Genomic DNA, 16,091 nt, shown 5'->3' on the forward strand with positions numbered 1-16,091 from the left:
ACGAGCCGCCCGCGAGCTGGCGTATCGTCGCTCACGATGGCAACCCTCGACCAGTGCCGCGCCGCGCTCGACCGGCTGGCCCAGAACATGACCACCGCGGACGGCAACATGCGCAGCGCCGCCGCCCTCGACCGCTCACTCAGCTGCCGCATCACCGACCTGGACGTGACCTTCCTCGGGCGGCTGGCCGACGGAACCATCCGCGACGTCACCCAGGCCCCCGGCCCGCCGCCCAGCAGAGCCGAGATCCGTCTCGCCATGTCCGGCGACGATCTGGTGGCACTGGTGGACGGCCGGCTCAACTTCGCCAGGGCCTGGGGCAGCGGCCGCGTCAGACTGGAAGCGAGTCTGCGCGATCTGCTGCGCCTGCGGACCCTGCTGTAGCCGCTTTCCGGGACGTGCGCGCCGCCGGGACGACCAGCGGGGTCCCGGTCTGCGGATCGTCGATGATCTGGCAGGGCAGCCCGAAGACGCGCTCCACGAGCTCCGCGGTGACGATGTCGCCGGGCGCGCCCTCGGCGATCACGGCGCCGTCCTTCATGGCGATGAGATGGGTCGCGTAACGGGCGGCGTGGTTGAGGTCGTGCAGCACCGCGACCAGGGTGCGCCCCTGTTCCTCGTGCAGTTCCGCGCACAGGTCCAGCACCTCGATCTGGTGCTGGATGTCCAGGTAGGTCGTCGGCTCGTCCAGAAGGAACAGCGGTGTCTGCTGGGCCAGCGCCATGGCGATCCAGACGCGTTGGCGCTGGCCGCCGGAGAGTTCGTCGACCGAGCGGTCGGCCAGCTGCCCGACGCCGGTGGCCGCCATCGCCTCGCGCACGATGCGCTCGTCGTCGGCCGACCACTGCCGCAGTAGCCCCTGGTGCGGATAGCGGCCGCGGGCCACGAGGTCGGCGACCGTGATCCCGTCGGGTGCGACGGAGGTCTGCGGCAGCAGCCCGAGTGTGCGGGCGACCTTCTTGGCGGGCAGGGAGGAGATCGCGCTGCCGTCCAGCAGCACCGCTCCCGCGCTCGGCCGGAGCATCCGCGACAGGGCGCGCAGCAGCGTGGACTTGCCGCAGGCGTTCGGGCCGACGATGACCGTGAAGGAGCGGTCGGGGATGGTGACCGAGAGGTTTTCGGCGATGACCCGCTGGTCGTAGGCGAGGGTGACGTTCTCGGCCGCGAGACGGCTCACTTCGTGGCTCCTGGGTTGTGGTGGTCACTGCGGTGGTCCGGTACGGAGCTGCGGTCCGGTACGGAGCTGCGGTCCGGTACGGACGTCCGGCGCCCGCGGTCCGGAAGCGCCGTCGTGAGCGCCGTCATAAGCGCCCTCGTACGCGCCCTCATATCCGCCCCGCCCGTCGCTCCGTCGCCATCAGCCACAGCAGATAGCCGCCGCCGAGGACGCCGGTGAGCACGCCCACCGGCAGCTGGTCGGCGCCGAAGACGCGCTGCGAGGACCAGTCCGCGGCGACCAGCAGGGCGGCACCCATCAGGGCGGCGGGCAGCAGATTGGGGCCGGGGGCGCGGGTCAGGCGCCGGGCGAGCTGGGGGGCGGTCAGGGCCACGAAGGCGATGGGCCCGGCAGCGGCGGTGGCGGCGGCGACGAGCAGGACCGCCGCCAGCAGGACCACCACCCGCACCCGGTCCACCCGTACCCCGAGCGCATAGGCGGCGTCGTCGCCCATCTCCAGCATCCGCAGCGGGCGTCCGTAGCACAGCAGCAGCGGGAGGAGGACGGCGCAGAGGGCGGCCAGGGGCCAGACCTGGTCCCAGTCCCGGCCGTTGAGGGAGCCGTTCATCCAGGTGGTGGCCCGGGTCGCCTCGACGATGTTCGCCTTGGTCAGGAGGTAGAGCACGAGGGCGTAGAGCATGGCGCTCGCCCCGATGCCGACGAGGACGAAGCGGTAGCCCTGGATGCCGCGCTTCCAGGCCAGCAGGAAGATGGCCAGGCCGGTGACCACGGCGCCGACGGCGGAGCCGGCCGCGACCGCGACGGTCCCGCCCTGGAAGAAGACGATGACGACCAGCGCGCCGACCGACGAGCCCTGGGCGAAGCCCAGCACATCGGGGCTGCCGAGCGGATTGCGCGAGACGGTCTGGAAGGCCGCCCCGGAGATCCCGAAGGCCGCGCCGACCAGCAGTCCCACCAGGACGCGCGGCAGCCGCAGGTCCTGCACGATGAAGGTCTGTCCGGCATCGCCCCCGCCGGTGAGGGTGGCGATGACCTCGGCGGGCGTCATCGGGTAGTCGCCGGAGCCGATCAGGGCGACCGCGGCGGCCAGCGCGAGAACCGCCAGCAGCAGGCAGGCACCCACGACCCGCAGATCCAGCCGCAGCGAGAGCCCGCCGCCGGTCCGTACGGTCCGCGTCCTGCGGGCGGCCTTCGCCGGTTTCAGCGTTGCGTTCACAGCTGGGCCATCCTCCGACGCCGTACGAGGTAGATGAAGACCGGTCCGCCGATGACGGCGGTGACGATGCCGGCCTGGAGTTCGCCGGGCCGGGCCACCACCCGGCCCAGGACGTCCGCGCCGAGCAGCAGCACCGGCGAGAGCACCGCGGAGTACGGCAGGATCCAGCGCATATCGGGCCCGGTGAGGGCGCGTACGGCATGCGGGACCATCAGGCCGACGTAGACGATCGGGCCGCAGACCGCGGTGGCGCCGCCGCACAGCAGGGTGATGGCGAGCATGGCCAGGACGCGGGTGCGCAGCAGCCCGGTGCCCAGGGCGCGCGCCTGGTCGTCGCCGAGGGCGAGGGCGTTCAGCGGCCGGGCGAGCAGCAGCGCGAGGAGGGCGCCCACGGCGAGGAACGGCGCGATCCGGATGACGTTCGGCATGGTGGCGGTGGCCAGCGAACCGACCGTCCAGAAGCGCATTTTGTCCAGCGCCGCGTTGTCCAGGAGGTTGACCGCGTTGAGGTAGCCGGTGAGGACGGCGGTGAGGGCGGTGCCGGCCAGGGCGAGCCGTACGGGCGTGGCGCCGCGGGTGCCGCCGAGGACGTAGACGGCGACGTTGACGACCGCGGCGCCGAGGAAGGCGAACCACACATAGCCGGTCAGCGAGGTGACGCCGAAGAAGCTGATGGCGGTGACGACCGCGGCCGAGGCACCGGCGTTGATGCCGAGAACTCCGGGGTCGGCGAGGGGGTTTCGGGTCAGCGCCTGCATGACCGTACCGGCCAGGCCCAGGGCGGCGCCGACGAGGACGCCCAGCAGGGTGCGCGGCAGCCGTACATCGCGGATGACGACATCGGTGTCGGAGCCGGAGTAGTGGAAGAGCCCGTGCCAGACCTGGTCGAGGGGGATCTGTTTGGCGCCGACCACGATGCCGAGCACGGTGACGGCGGCCAGCAGGACCACGGAGGCGGCCAGCCCCACGGAGCGCGTGAGCCGTCGGCGCCGTGGCGCCCCTGGGGGCGGGGCCGTTGTCGCTTCGGGGGGTGCCTCGGGGGGGCTGTCAACCAACACGACAGTTAGGTTAGCCTACCCTCATATCCACCCGTTCCGAGGGGCCCGCCGCATCGCCTCGGCCGCACCGCCTTGACGGCCCGGCCGTACAAGACCGCCGCACCGGCCCGTCGCCACAACCCGTCGCACCCAGAGAGAAGCGCACCCACCATGAGCACTCCCCGAAGCATCGCCCCCTCCCGCCGCGGCATCCTGGCCGCGGGCGGCGCCGTCGGCATCGGCGCCCTGCTCGCCGCCTGCGGTGGCGGCAAGGGTCCGGGCGGCGCCAACGGCGGTGGCAAGGGCGGCCCGTGGTCCTTCACCGACGACCGCGGGACGAAGGTCTCCCTGGGAAGCACACCGCAGCGCATCGTCGCCTTCACCGGAACGGCCGCCGCACTGCACGACTTCGGCATCGACGACCGGATCGTCGGCGTCTTCGGCCCGACCCGGCTGGGGAACGGCAAGCCCGATCCGCAGGCCGGCGACCTGGACATCGACAAGGTCACCATCCTCGGCAACGCCTACAACCAGTTCAACGTCGAGAAGTACGCGGCGCTGCGCCCCGATCTGCTGGTCACCAACATGTACGAGCCGGGCGCCCTGTGGTTCGTGCCCGACGACAGCAAGGACAAGATCACGCATCTGGCCAAGTCCGTCGCGATCACCTCCTCCCGCGTCCCGCTCGTCAAGATCATCGAACGGTACGCGGACCTGGCGCGGTCGCTCGGCGCCGATATGAAGGCCAAGAAGGTCACCGATGCCAAGGCCCGGTTCGAAAAGGCCGCGGCGGCGCTGCGCAAGGCCGCGAAGTCCCACCCCGTCAAGGTGCTGGCCTGCTCCGGCAGCGCCGATCTCTTCTACGCCTCCAACCCCGGCATCAACGCCGACCTGAAGTACTTCAAGTCCCTCGGCGTCGACCTCATCGTCCCCGACCACCTGGACAAGGGCGGCTACTTCGAGAGCCTGAGCTGGGAGAACGCCGACAAGTACAAGGCGGACGTCCTGCTGCTGGACAACCGGACGGCCACCCTCCAGCCCAAGGACCTGGCCGCCAAGCCCTCCTGGACCAAGCTCCCCGCCGTCAAGGCCGGCCAGATCACGCCCTGGTCGAGCGAGCCGCGCTTCTCCTACGCGGGCGCGGCGCCGCTGCTCGAATCGCTGACCCGGGCCATCGAGAGCGCCAAGAAGGTCGGCTGACAGCCGTAGCCGACACCCGTACCGGAACCCGGAACTGACACACCGTCACGGAAAGCGTCACCGCACACCCCACGGAACACGCCGCCGCACACGTCACGGAAGGTCCCCCACATGACCACGACCGCCGCCCCCGCCACCGCCCCCTTCCGCTTCTTCGACGTCCATGTCACGGGCGTCAGGCGGCTGAGTCCGTCCATGGTCCGGATCACCTTCGGCGGCGAACGGCTGGACGAGCTGGCCTCCGGCGGCCGCGACCAGCGTTTCAAGCTGTTCCTGCCGCAGCCGCACCAGGACCGGCCGGTCTTCACCGACACCTCGGAGGGCTGGTACGCCACCTGGCGCGCCCAGGACCCGGCCGAGCGCCCGCTGATGCGCTCGTACACCATCAGCGAACAGCGCCCCGGCACCGGGGAGTTCGCCGTCGACTTCGCGCTGCACGGTGCCGGGCACGGCGCGGCCGGTGGCGGTCCGGCCGCCCGCTGGGCCGCCGGCGCCCGGGTCGGCGACCGGCTGACCGTGCTCGCCCCGGTCGTCGAGGACAACGGCGGCGTCGACTTCCGTCCGCCGCCCGGCACCGACTGGATCCTGCTCACCGGCGACGAGACCGCGCTGCCCGCCATCGCGGGCATCCTGGCCTGGCTCTCCCCCGGCACCCGCGCCCGGGTCTGGATCGAGACCGCCCATGCGGACGACCGGCGGCCGCTGCCGACGTTCGCCGACGCCGAGGTCACCTGGCTCGTGCGCAACGCCCCCGGCCAACTGCCGGACGCGGTACGCGCCGCGGAGCTGCCGGAGGGCACCCCGTACGCCTGGATCGCCGGTGAGGCCGGGACCGTACGGGAGGTGCGCCGGCATCTGGTCCGCGAACGCGGCTTCGACCGCCGGGCCGTGAAATTCACCGGCTACTGGCGGCGCGGCGCCTCCGAGGAGGAGCTGCTCGCGGAGCTGACGGCGGGCACGGCTCCGGCGGCCGAAGAGGACTGAGCGGCGGCGGACATGGGGCCGGGCCCCCGCACAGGGGGCCGCCCCGCCCTCACGCCGGGCCCCGGCCCCGCGGTATGCGGGAACCGGGCCCGGCCCTCACATCCCGAGCCGCCCCAGCGCCTTGCCCGCATCCGCCCCGCAGCCGCCCTCCCCCGCCGCCGTCCAGGCCGCCGCGCACAGCGCCCGCAGCCCGTCCAGCGGATCGCCCTCGCCGTCCAGGACGAGCGCCTCACCGGCCGCCGCGGCCCGCCAGCCGCCGCAGGCATGGCCGCCGTCCTGCTCGGTCACCGCGGGCTGCGGCCGCAGCATCCCCCGCAGATCGGCGTCCACATAGGTGGGCCGGTGCTGCGGCGGCGCGGCCAGCAGCGTGGCCGCGGTGGTGACCCCGGTGAGCACCAGCAGCGAGTCCACCCCGCCGTTGAAGGCGCCCTCGATGTCCGTATCCAGCCGGTCCCCGACCACCAGCGGCCGCTTCGCGCCGGTCCGCAACACGGTCTCCCGGTGCATCGGCGGCAGCGGCTTGCCCGCCACCTGGGGCGCGCCGCCCGCGGCGATCCGTACGACCTCCACCAGCGCGCCGTTGCCGGGGGCGATCCCGCGCTCCTTGGGGATGGTCAGATCGGTGTTGGACGCGAACCACGGCACCCCGCGCTGCACCGCGTAGGCCGCCTCCGCGAGCCTTGCCCAGTCCAGGGACGGGTCATAGCCCTGCACCACGGCCGCCGGATCGTCGTCCGCCGAGTCGACGGGCACCAGCCCGCGCTCGCGCAGCGCCACCCGCAGCCCCTCGCCCCCGATCGCCAGCACCCGCGCACCGGACGGCACCTGCTCGGCGATCAGCCGCGCCACCGCCTGCGCCGAGGTGATCACCTCGTCCGCCGCGGTCGGCAGCCCGAAGCCGGTGAGCTGAGCGGCGACCGCCTGCGGGGTGCGGGCCGCGTTATTGGTCACATACGCCAGATGCATCCCGCCGTCCCGCGCCGTCGTCAGCGACTCCACGGCGTGCGCGATGGCCTGCCCGCCGGCGTAGACGACCCCGTCCAGATCCAGCAGCGCGGTGTCGTACGCCTCGCTCAGCGGACGCCCGCATCCGTCGGGCCGCCTGCGCACCTGCTCGTTCATGCCGCTTCGCTCCTCGTTGCCGTGCGTCGTCCCCCCAGTGTCCGACGGGCCTCGCACCGGCTGCGCCCCGGGGCCGCTTTCCGGTCTCCCGGCGACCGGTTTGTCCAGCCGGTATTCCGGCCGAATTTTCCGGCCACGTACCGGCTGTACCCCGATCTTCCCTCTGCGCGCAATCGGCATAGCATTCTTCAATGACCAGCGACGGACTTCGACTCCTCCCCTTCCGTGGACTGCGCTACGCCCCGGACCGGGTCAGCAGCCTGACCGCTGTCACCTCCCCGCCGTACGACGTCGTGGTCCGGCCGGACGGCGTGCGCGAGCTGGAGACCGCGGACCCGTACAACATCGTCCGGCTGATCCTGCCGCACTCCCCCGACCCCGCCACCCGCCACCGCCAGGCCGCCGACACCCTGCACCGCTGGCGCGCCGAGGGCATCCTGACGACGGACGAGCGGCCGGCGCTGTATGTGTACGAGCAGCGCGGCGGCGAGGTGTTGCAGCGCGGGCTGATCGGCGCGCTGCGCCTGGACGGGCCGGTGCTGCCGCACGAGGACGTCATCCCGGAGGTCGTCGAGGACCGGGCCGCGCTGATGCGCGCGGCGGCCGCCAATTTCGAGCCGTTGCTGCTCTCCTACCGCGGCCAGGGCGCCGCCACCGGCGCCGGCGCCGTCATCGAGCGGACCGTGCAGGCGGCGCCGCTGCTCGCCACCACTACGGAGGACGGTTTCGCGCACCGGCTGTGGGCCGTCTCCGACCCCGCCGACCTGGCCGCCATCGACGCCGACCTGGCCCGCCGGGAGGCCCTGATCGCCGACGGGCATCACCGCTGGGCGACCTATCAGCGGCTCTACGAGCAGCAGCCCGATGCGACGCCGGCGTCCCCGTGGGCGTCCGGTCTGGTGCTGCTGGTCGACACGGCCCGCTATCCCCTCCAGGTCCGGGCGATCCACCGCGTCCTGCCGCATCTGCCGCTGACCAAGGCGCTGACGGGCGTGAGCGGCGCCTTCCGCGTCCGCCGGCTGCCGGGCGATCTGTCCGGCGCCCTGAAGACCCTGGACGAGACGCCGGGCACCGCCTTCGTCCTGGCCGGCGGCCCGGACGACTTCCACCTCCTCGACCGCCCCGACCCCGCCCTGCTCGACCGCACGGTCCGCACCGACCGCCCCGAGGCATGGCGGCGACTGGACGCCACGGTGCTGCACTCCGTCCTCCTGGACGAGGTCTGGCGCATCCCCGACCGCCCGTCGGACATCGGCTATCTGCACCACACCGAGGCCGCCGTCGCCCAGGCCGCCCGGCTCGGCGGCACCGCCGTCCTGATGCGCGCCACGTCCGAGGACACGGTCCGCCAACTCGCCCAGTGCGGTGTGACGATGCCGCGCAAGTCCACGTCCTTCGGCCCCAAGCCCGCGACCGGGCTGGTGATGCGCACGCTGGATGTCGGCGAGAAATGACCTCTTAGCCGATCGGCTCCCTTGACGGCACCCCACCGGCACCCCGAACCCGGGCATATGACGAGTTAGGTTAGGCTTACCTCACTACGTCGCCCGGGCGGGTTTCCCTGCCCCTGCGCACCCCTCCGCCTGCGCAGGACGTGGTCAAGTCCGTTCCAGGGAGGACCCCTTCATGAGCCTCCTCGCGCCCTCCGCCGAGGACCCGTCGCCCGCCGGCATATCCCCCGCCGCATCCGACGACAGCACCGACCATCTGCTGACCAACGCCACCGCCGGCCGCTACCGCGCCGCCGTCGCCGCGGCCGTCTCCCGGGTCGGCGCCACCATCGCCGCCACCGAGCGCCCGTTCACCGGCATCACCGTCGACGGCCTCGCGCCCACCGTGGCCGCCGTCGACCTGGACACCCCGCTGCACGACACGGCCGCCGCGCTCGACGAACTCCAGGAGGTCTACCTCCGCGACGCCGTCTACTTCCACCACCCGCGCTATCTCGCGCACCTCAACTGCCCCGTGGTGATCCCCGCGCTGGTGGGCGAGGCCGTGCTCTCCGCCGTCAACTCCTCCCTGGACACCTGGGACCAGAGCGCCGGCGGCACCCTCATCGAACGCCGGCTGATCGACTGGACGGCCGCCCGCATCGGCCTCGGAGAAAGCGCCGACGGCATCTTCACCAGCGGCGGCAGCCAGTCCAACCTCCAGGCCATGCTGCTCGCCCGGGACGAGGCCTGCCGCCACGAACTGGGCGGCGACGGCTCCCCGGAGGACGCCCGGCTCACCGACGTCCTGCCCCGGCTGCGCATCCTCACCTCCGAGTGCAGCCACTTCAGCATCCGTAAGTCGGCGACCCTGCTCGGCATGGGTGCCGAGGCCGTCATCGCCGTACCGGCCGACGCGCACAAGCGGATGCGCACCGACGCCCTGGCCGACGAACTGGCGCGCTGCCACCGCGAGGGCCTGATCCCGATGGCCGTCGTCGCCACCGCCGGCACCACCGACTTCGGCTCCCTCGACCCGATGCCCGAGATCGCCGACCTGTGCGCCCGGTACGGCGCCTGGATGCATGTGGACGCCGCCTACGGCTGCGGCCTGCTGGTCTCCCGCCGCCGCGACCTCCTGGCCGGCATCGAACGCGCCGACTCGGTCACCGTCGACTACCACAAGTCCTTCTTCCAGCCGGTCAGTTCGAGCGCCGTCCTGGTCCGCGACCGGACCACCCTGCGCCACGTCACCTACCACGCGGACTACCTCAACCCGCGCCGGATGGCCGAGGCCCGCATCCCCAACCAGGTCGACAAATCGCTTCAGACCACCCGCCGCTTCGACGCCCTCAAACTCTGGCTCACCCTGCGCATCATGGGCGCCGGCGCCCTCGGCGAACTCTTCGACGAGGTCATCGACCGCGCCGCGGACGCCTGGAAGCTCCTGTACGACGACCCCCGCTTCGAGGTCGTCGTCGAGCCCCAGCTCAGCACCCTGGTGTTCCGCTACGTCCCCGGCGCCGACCCGGACCCCGGCCTCAGCGACCAGGTCAACCTGCATGCCCGGGACGCCCTGTTCGCCTCCGGTGACGCCATCGTCGCGGGCACCACGGTCCGGGGCCGCCACTACCTCAAGTTCACCCTGCTCAACCCGCACACCACGCTCGACGACATCGCCACCGTCCTCGACCTGATCGCCGAGCACGCCGGCAGCTACCTCGCCGAGCGGCCCCGACCGGCCCTCAGCGCCCGCTGACCCCCGCGCCCCGAGCCGACCACCCCCTTCGGAGACCCCGTGCCCACCCCGTCCGCTTCCCCCACGCCCGATTCCTCCGCGTACGACCCCACCCCGTACGACTTCCTCGCCATCGGCCTGGGCCCCTTCAACCTGGGCCTGGCCTGCCTGACGGATCCCATCAGCGAGCTCAACGGCCTGTTCCTCGACAACAAACCGGCCTTCGACTGGCACCCGGGCATGATGCTCGACAGCACCCACCTCCAGGTCCCCTTCATGGCCGACCTGGTCACCCTCGCCGACCCCACCTCCCCCTTCTCGTTCCTCAACTACCTCAAGGAATCCGGGCGGCTGTACCCCTTCTACATCCGCGAGAGCTTCTATCCCCTGCGGGCCGAGTTCAACGACTACTGCCGCTGGGCCGCCGGAAAGCTCGACACCCTCCGCTTCCACCACCAGGTCACCACCGTCGAGTACGACGAGGCCGCCGAGCTGTACACCGTCCACGCCGACCACCTCCGCACCGGCGAACGGCTCATCTACCGCGCCCGCAGACTCGTCCTCGGCACCGGCACACCGCCCCATGTCCCCGACGCCTGCCGCGGCCTCGGCGGCGACGTCCTGCACAACTCCGACTACCTGGACGCCAAGGCCGCCCTCCAGGCCAAGGACTCGGTCACCATCGTCGGCAGCGGCCAGAGCGCGGCCGAGATCTACTACGACCTCCTCCAGGACATCGACAGCCACGGCTACCACCTGACCTGGGCCACCCGCTCCCCGCGCTTCTTCCCCCTCGAATACACCAAGCTCACGCTGGAGATGACCTCACCGGAGTACGTGGACTACTTCCACGCCCTCCCGGCGGCCACCCGCGACCACCTCAACGCCACCCAGAAGCACCTCTACAAGGGCATCGACTCCGAGCTGGTCAACGCCATCTTCGACCTGCTCTACCAAAAGAGCCTGGCCGGCCCCGTCCCCACCCGCCTGCTGACCAACGCGGCGCTCCACCAGGCCAGTTACGAGGCGGCCACCGGCACCTACACCCTCGGGCTGCGCCAGGAGGAACAGGGCCAGGACTTCGCCCTCACCACCCAGGGCCTGATCCTCGCCACCGGCTACCGCTACCGCGTACCGGACTTCCTGGCCCCCGTACACGACCGCATCGCCTGGGACGACTCCGGCCGCTACGACGTCGCCCGCAACTACAGCATCGACACCACCGGCCGCGGCATCTTCGTCCAGAACGCCGAGCTGCACACCCACGGTTTCGTCACCCCCGACCTCGGCATGGCCGCGTACCGCAACTCCTGCCTCGTCCGCGAGCTGCTCGGCCGCGAGTACTACCCGGTCGAAAAGGCCATCGCCTTTCAGGAGTTCGCCGCCCCGGCCGGCCCGGCCGCCCCGCACCACCCGCTGGAGACCTCCGCAGCATGAGCACCACCGTCTTCACCCGCACCGACGCCGCCCTCGGGGAGTTCTCCCTCCGTCCCGTCGACCCGCCCGCCGACGCCCCCCTGCTCCACACCTGGGTCACCCACCCCAAGGCCGTCTTCTGGCTGATGCAGGACTGCGATCTGCCCGCCGTCGAAAAGGAGTTCACCCGGATCGACGCGGACCCCTTCCACGACGCCTTCCTGGGCCTGCACAACGGCGCCCCCGCCTTCCTGATGGAGCGCTACGACCCCGCGCACCGCGAACTGGTCGGCGTCCACGCCGCCGAACCCGGCGACGTCGGCATGCACTTCCTCACCGCCCCCACGGCCACCCCCCTGCACGGCTTCACCCGCGCCGTGATCACCACCGTCATGGAGATGCTCTTCGCCGACCCGGCCACCCGCCGCATCGTCGTCGAGCCGGACGCCCGCAACACCGCCGTCCACGCCCTCAACAAGGCAGTCGGCTTCGAGGTCGTCCGCACCGTCTCCCTCCCCTCCAAAGACGCCCACCTCAGCACCTGCACCCGCGACCAGTTCCTGGCCACCCAAGGAGACCCCCGATGACCGCCGCAACCCGGCCCACCGCCCAGGACGCCGTCGCCCACCTCACCCCCGGCCTGTGGGCCCGCGCCAACCGCCTGCTGATCCGCAAGGCCCTCGCCGAATTCGCCCATGAGCGCCTGCTCACCCCCAGGAGGCTGCCCGCCGACGGCCACTACGCCGTACGCAGCGACGACGACGGCACCGAATACCGCTTCACCGCCCGCAGACGGGCCCTCGACCACTGGCAGATCGACGCCGACAGCCTCACCCGCCACCGCGGCCAGGACGAACTCCCCCTGGACGCACTGGAGTTCCTCATCGAACTCCGCGACACCCTGGGCCTGACCCCCGCGATCCTCCCCGTCTACCTGGAGGAGATCAGCTCCACCCTCTCCGGTACGGCGTACAAACTGGCCGGCGACCGCCCCACCGCCGCCGAACTGGCGAAGTCCGGCTTCCAGGCCATCGAAACCGGCATGACCGAGGGCCACCCCTGCTTCGTCGCCAACAACGGCCGCCTGGGCTTCGGCGTCCACGAGTACCACGCCTACGCCCCCGAGGCCGCCGCCCCCATCCGGCTGATCTGGCTGGCCGCCCGCCGCGACCGCGCCACCTTCACCGCCGGCGCCGGCCTCGACTACGACACCCTCATCCACAGCGAACTCGGCGACACCACCCGCACCCGCTTCGCCACCGCCCTCACCGACCGCGGCCTCGACCCCGCCGACTACTACTTCTTCCCGGCCCACCCCTGGCAGTGGTGGAACAAGCTCTCCGTCACCTTCGCCGCCGAGATCGCCCAGCAGCACCTGGTCTGCCTGGGCCCCGGCGACGACGACTACCTCGCCCAGCAGTCCATCCGCACCTTCTTCAACACCACCAACCCCACCCACCACTACGTCAAAACGGCCCTCTCCGTCCTCAACATGGGCTTTATGCGCGGCCTCTCCGCCTCGTACATGGAAGCCACCCCGGCCATCAACGACTGGCTGGCCGGCCTGATCGCCGCCGACGACACCTTCGGCGCCGCCCGGTTCTCGATCATCCGCGAGCGCGCCGCCCTCGGCTACCACCACCGCCCGTACGAGGCCGCCACCGAAAAGGGCTCCCCGTACCGCAAGATGCTGGCCGCCCTCTGGCGGGAAAGCCCCGTCCCCACCCTGGAGCCCGGCCAGCGCCTGGCCACCATGGCCTCCCTCCTCCACACCGACCCCGACGGCTCCTCCCTCACCGCCGCCCTCATCGAACAGTCCGGCCTGGCCCCGGCGACCTGGCTCCGCCGCTACCTGGACGCCTACCTCACCCCGGTCCTGCACGCCTTCTACGCCTACGACCTGGTCTTCATGCCGCACGGCGAAAACGTCATCCTCGTCCTGGCGGAGGACGGCACCGTGCAGCGCGCGATCTTCAAGGACATCGCCGAGGAGATCGCCGTCATGGACGCGGCCGCGGTGCTGCCCCCCGCCGTCGAACGCATCCGCGCCGACGTCCCCGAGGACAAAAAGCTCCTCTCCCTCTTCACCGACGTCTTCGACTGCTTCTTCCGCTTCCTGTCGGGCACCCTCGCCGACCTGGACGTCCTGACGGAGGACGACTTCTGGCGCACGGTCGCGGACTGCATCACCGACTACCAGGCGGCGCACCCCCAGCTGTCCGCGAGGTTCGCCCAGTACGACCTCTTCACCGACGAGTTCGCGCTCTCCTGCCTCAACCGCCTCCAGCTGCGCAACAACCAGGAGATGGTCGACCTCCAGGACCCGGCCGGCGCCCTCCAGCTCATCGGCACCCTCCGCAACCCCGTCGCCCCCTACGCCCCCTGACTCCGCCAACGCCGAAGGGCGGGACCCCACCGGGGTCCCGCCCTTCGTCTCACCGCGTGTTACTCAGCCCTTGTCGGCCTCGGAGGAACCCTCGCCCTCACCGACCACGCGCTGGTCAGCCGCGCCCGGCTCCTCCCCCGCTGCCTCAGCGTCGCCGTGCTCGCCGTCGTGCTCGCCGTCGCCGTCGTGCTCGCCGTCCTCACCATGCTCGCCGTCCTCAAGCACATCGGTGAACTGCACACCGTCCAGCTCCGCCAGCCGGTCCGAGGCATCCGTCGAACCGGCCTGATCGGCCTCCAGCGCCTTGGCGAACCAGTCACGCGCATCCTTCTCGCGCCCGACCTCCAGCAGCGCATCCGCATACGCGTACCGCAGCCGCGCCGTCCACGGGTGCACGGCGCTCGACGCCAGCTCGGGGCTCTGCAACGTCACCACGGCCGCATCCGCCTGCCCCATGTCCCGACGCGCACCGGCCGCGACCAGCCGCATCTCGACCTGACCGGCCCGGTCCAGCCGCTGCACCTCCGGCTCACCGGCCATGGCCAGCGCCTTCTCCGGCCGGCCCATCCCGCGCTCACAGTCGGCCATGACCGGCCACAGCTCGACGCTGCCGGTCATCCGCCGCGCCGCGCGGAACTCCGCCAGCGCCTCGCTGTACTTGCCGACCGCATACGCCGCAAAGCCCGCGGCCTCGCGCACCGCCGCAACCCGCGACGCCAGCCGCAGCGCCACCCGCGAGTACCCGTACGCCTTCTCCGGGTCCTCGTCCAGCAGCTTGGCGACCATCACCAGGTTCCTGGCGACATCCTCGGCCAGCGTCTTCGGCAGGCTCAGCAGCTGCTGCCGCACGTCCTTGTCGATCTCCTCACCGGTGACGTCCTCCGGAATCGGCAGCCGCTTGATCGGCTCCCGGTCCCGGTCGCGCCGGTCGTCCCGCCGATCGTCACGCCGATCGTCGCGCCCACGCCCGCCACCGTACGGCCGACGCCCACCGCGCTCGTCATCCCGCCGGAAGCCACCGCGGTCATCCCGCCGCGGTCCCCGGTCATCCCTACGGAACCCACCGCGCTCGCCGCCACGGTCGTCCCGCCGGAAACCCCCACGGTCATCGCGCCGCTCATCCCGCCGGTCGTCGCGACGGAACCCGCCCCGGTCCCCACCGGACGGACGGTCATCCCTACGGAATCCCCCGCGGTCCCCACCGGACGGACGCTCATCACGCCGGAAGCCACCACGGTCACCGGACGGGCGGTCTTCACGACGGAAACCACCGCGGTCCCCACCGGACGGGCGGTCATCACGACGGAAACCACCGCGGTCCCCACCGGACGGACGGTCATCACGACGGAAACCACCGCGGTCCCCACCGGACGGGCGGTCATCACGACGGAAACCACCGCGGTCCCCACCGGACGGACGGTCATCACGACGGAAACCACCGCGGTCGTCACGCCGCTCGTCCCGCCGGTCATCCCTACGGAACCCGCCCCGCTCACCACCGGACGGACGATCATCACGACGGAAACCACCGCGGTCCCCACCGGACGGACGGTCATCACGACGGAAACCACCGCGGTCGTCACGCCGCTCGTCCCGCCGGTCATCCCTACGGAACCCGCCCCGCTCACCACCGGACGGACGATCGTCCCGCCGGAAACCACCACGGTCCCCACCGGACGGACGGTCATCACGACGGAAACCACCACGGTCATCCCGCCGCTCGTCCCGCCGGAACCCACCGCGGTCGCCACCGCGGTCATCACGACGGAAACCGCCGCGGTCATCGCGCCGCTCGTCCCGCCGGTCATCCCTACGGAACCCGCCCCGCTCACCACCGGACGGACGATCGTCCCGCCGGAATGCGGGACGCTCCCCGCCCCGGTCATCGCGCCGGAATCCGCCACCCCGCTCATCGTCGCGACGCGGCCCACTCGGCCGGTCATCGCGGCGCTCGCCACCACGGAAGCCACCGCGGTCACCGGACGGGCGGTCTTCACGCCGGAAGCCACCACGGTCACCGGACGAACGGTCATCACGACGGAACCCGCCCCGCTCACCACCGGACGGACGGTCATCACGACGGAACCCACCGCGCTCACCACCGCGCTCACCACCGCGGTTGTCACCACGGCTGTCGCGACGCGGCCCCGGGGCGTCACGCCGGAAACCACCGCGGTCGCCGCCGTCGCGCCGCTGCGGCCGGCGCTCCGAACGATCGTCGGAAGAGTTGGTGGACATCGACGTGACTCCTGTCTTCGGTACTGCATTCATTCTCACGCACCGACCAGTTCGGCGCGCTTCGGCAAACAAAAAAGGACCCTTGATCCCAGCTGAACGCTGGGACCAAGGGTCCTTGAAAGATTGTTCGGCGGCGTCCTACTCTCC

General features: G+C 71.8%; 13 protein-coding genes and 1 pseudogene. 8 read left to right on the forward strand and 6 right to left on the reverse strand.

The genetic code is table 11. The annotated features are described in order from the left end of the window. Positions 1-36 precede the first annotated feature (36 nt). Positions 37-384 carry a sterol-binding protein gene (locus SNA_RS12285; protein WP_030072867.1) on the forward strand — a complete coding sequence of 116 codons (348 nt, stop codon included), beginning with the start codon at positions 37-39 and terminating at the stop codon, positions 382-384. On the opposite strand, the gene SNA_RS12290 is transcribed toward SNA_RS12285, so the two are convergent. The 3 genes from SNA_RS12290 to SNA_RS12300 all read right to left on the reverse strand — a co-directional run bounded on the left by SNA_RS12290 (position 332) and on the right by SNA_RS12300 (position 3,448). Further along, positions 332-1,177 carry an ABC transporter ATP-binding protein gene (locus SNA_RS12290; RefSeq protein ID WP_044364831.1) on the reverse strand — a complete coding sequence of 282 codons (846 nt, stop codon included), beginning with the start codon at positions 1,175-1,177 and terminating at the stop codon, positions 332-334. The two genes, SNA_RS12285 and SNA_RS12290, sit on opposite strands and share 53 nt — an antisense overlap. A gap of 148 nt (positions 1,178-1,325) precedes the next feature. Continuing rightward, entirely contained in the window at positions 1,326-2,393 is a 1,068-nt protein-coding gene (locus SNA_RS12295) for a FecCD family ABC transporter permease (RefSeq protein ID WP_044364834.1), read from the reverse strand. Continuing rightward, positions 2,390-3,448: a FecCD family ABC transporter permease gene (locus SNA_RS12300; protein ID WP_104531964.1), complete on the reverse strand. Its 1,059-nt coding sequence runs from the start codon at positions 3,446-3,448 to the stop codon at positions 2,390-2,392. Before SNA_RS12300 ends, SNA_RS12295 begins: the two co-directional genes overlap by 4 nt. Positions 3,449-3,601: 153 nt before the next feature. Here SNA_RS12300 and SNA_RS12305 point away from each other — a divergent pair, with 153 nt between their 5' ends. Together SNA_RS12305 and SNA_RS12310 are read left to right on the forward strand one after the other, a co-directional pair. Then, entirely contained in the window at positions 3,602-4,630 is a 1,029-nt protein-coding gene (locus tag SNA_RS12305) for an ABC transporter substrate-binding protein (RefSeq protein ID WP_030072873.1), read from the forward strand. A 111-nt stretch (positions 4,631-4,741) separates the two neighbouring features. Next, positions 4,742-5,614, forward strand: a complete 873-nt coding sequence (locus SNA_RS12310; RefSeq protein ID WP_044364837.1) for a siderophore-interacting protein — start codon at positions 4,742-4,744, stop codon at positions 5,612-5,614. 96 nt (positions 5,615-5,710) lie between these two features. On the opposite strand, the gene SNA_RS12315 is transcribed toward SNA_RS12310, so the two are convergent. Further along, complete coding sequence (locus tag SNA_RS12315) at positions 5,711-6,736, reverse strand: HAD-IIA family hydrolase (RefSeq protein WP_044364839.1); 1,026 nt, start codon at positions 6,734-6,736, stop codon at positions 5,711-5,713. A gap of 191 nt (positions 6,737-6,927) precedes the next feature. Between SNA_RS12315 and SNA_RS12320 the strand changes: the two genes are divergently transcribed. The 5 genes from SNA_RS12320 (at position 6,928) to SNA_RS12340 (ending at position 13,706) form a co-directional block, all read left to right on the forward strand. Then, on the forward strand, positions 6,928-8,190 hold the full coding sequence (locus tag SNA_RS12320) for a DUF1015 family protein (RefSeq protein ID WP_030072877.1): 1,263 nt from the start codon (positions 6,928-6,930) through the stop codon (positions 8,188-8,190). A 172-nt stretch (positions 8,191-8,362) separates the two neighbouring features. Then, complete coding sequence (locus SNA_RS12325) at positions 8,363-9,925, forward strand: pyridoxal phosphate-dependent decarboxylase family protein (RefSeq protein ID WP_044364841.1); 1,563 nt, start codon at positions 8,363-8,365, stop codon at positions 9,923-9,925. 39 nt (positions 9,926-9,964) lie between these two features. Further along, positions 9,965-11,341: a lysine N(6)-hydroxylase/L-ornithine N(5)-oxygenase family protein gene (locus SNA_RS12330; RefSeq protein ID WP_030072883.1), complete on the forward strand. Its 1,377-nt coding sequence runs from the start codon at positions 9,965-9,967 to the stop codon at positions 11,339-11,341. Beyond that, positions 11,338-11,907 (forward strand): GNAT family N-acetyltransferase, encoded by a 570-nt coding sequence (locus tag SNA_RS12335; RefSeq protein WP_030072885.1) that lies wholly within the window; start codon positions 11,338-11,340, stop codon positions 11,905-11,907. Before SNA_RS12330 ends, SNA_RS12335 begins: the two co-directional genes overlap by 4 nt. Then, positions 11,904-13,706: an IucA/IucC family protein gene (locus SNA_RS12340; protein WP_030072887.1), complete on the forward strand. Its 1,803-nt coding sequence runs from the start codon at positions 11,904-11,906 to the stop codon at positions 13,704-13,706. The genes SNA_RS12335 and SNA_RS12340 overlap by 4 nt, the downstream gene beginning before the upstream one ends. Positions 13,707-13,769: 63 nt before the next feature. Here SNA_RS12340 and SNA_RS12345 read toward each other — a convergent pair whose 3' ends face one another. Then, positions 13,770-14,555, reverse strand: a complete 786-nt coding sequence (locus tag SNA_RS12345; protein ID WP_030072889.1) for a tetratricopeptide repeat protein — start codon at positions 14,553-14,555, stop codon at positions 13,770-13,772. A gap of 228 nt (positions 14,556-14,783) precedes the next feature. Further along, positions 14,784-15,506 (reverse strand): annotated as a pseudogene (locus SNA_RS12350) (hypothetical protein); the annotation flags it as partial. Positions 15,507-16,091: the final 585 nt, after the last annotated feature.

Origin of the sequence: Streptomyces natalensis ATCC 27448, from assembly GCF_000935125.1 — a bacterium.
Lineage (GTDB): Bacteria > Actinomycetota > Actinomycetes > Streptomycetales > Streptomycetaceae > Streptomyces > Streptomyces natalensis.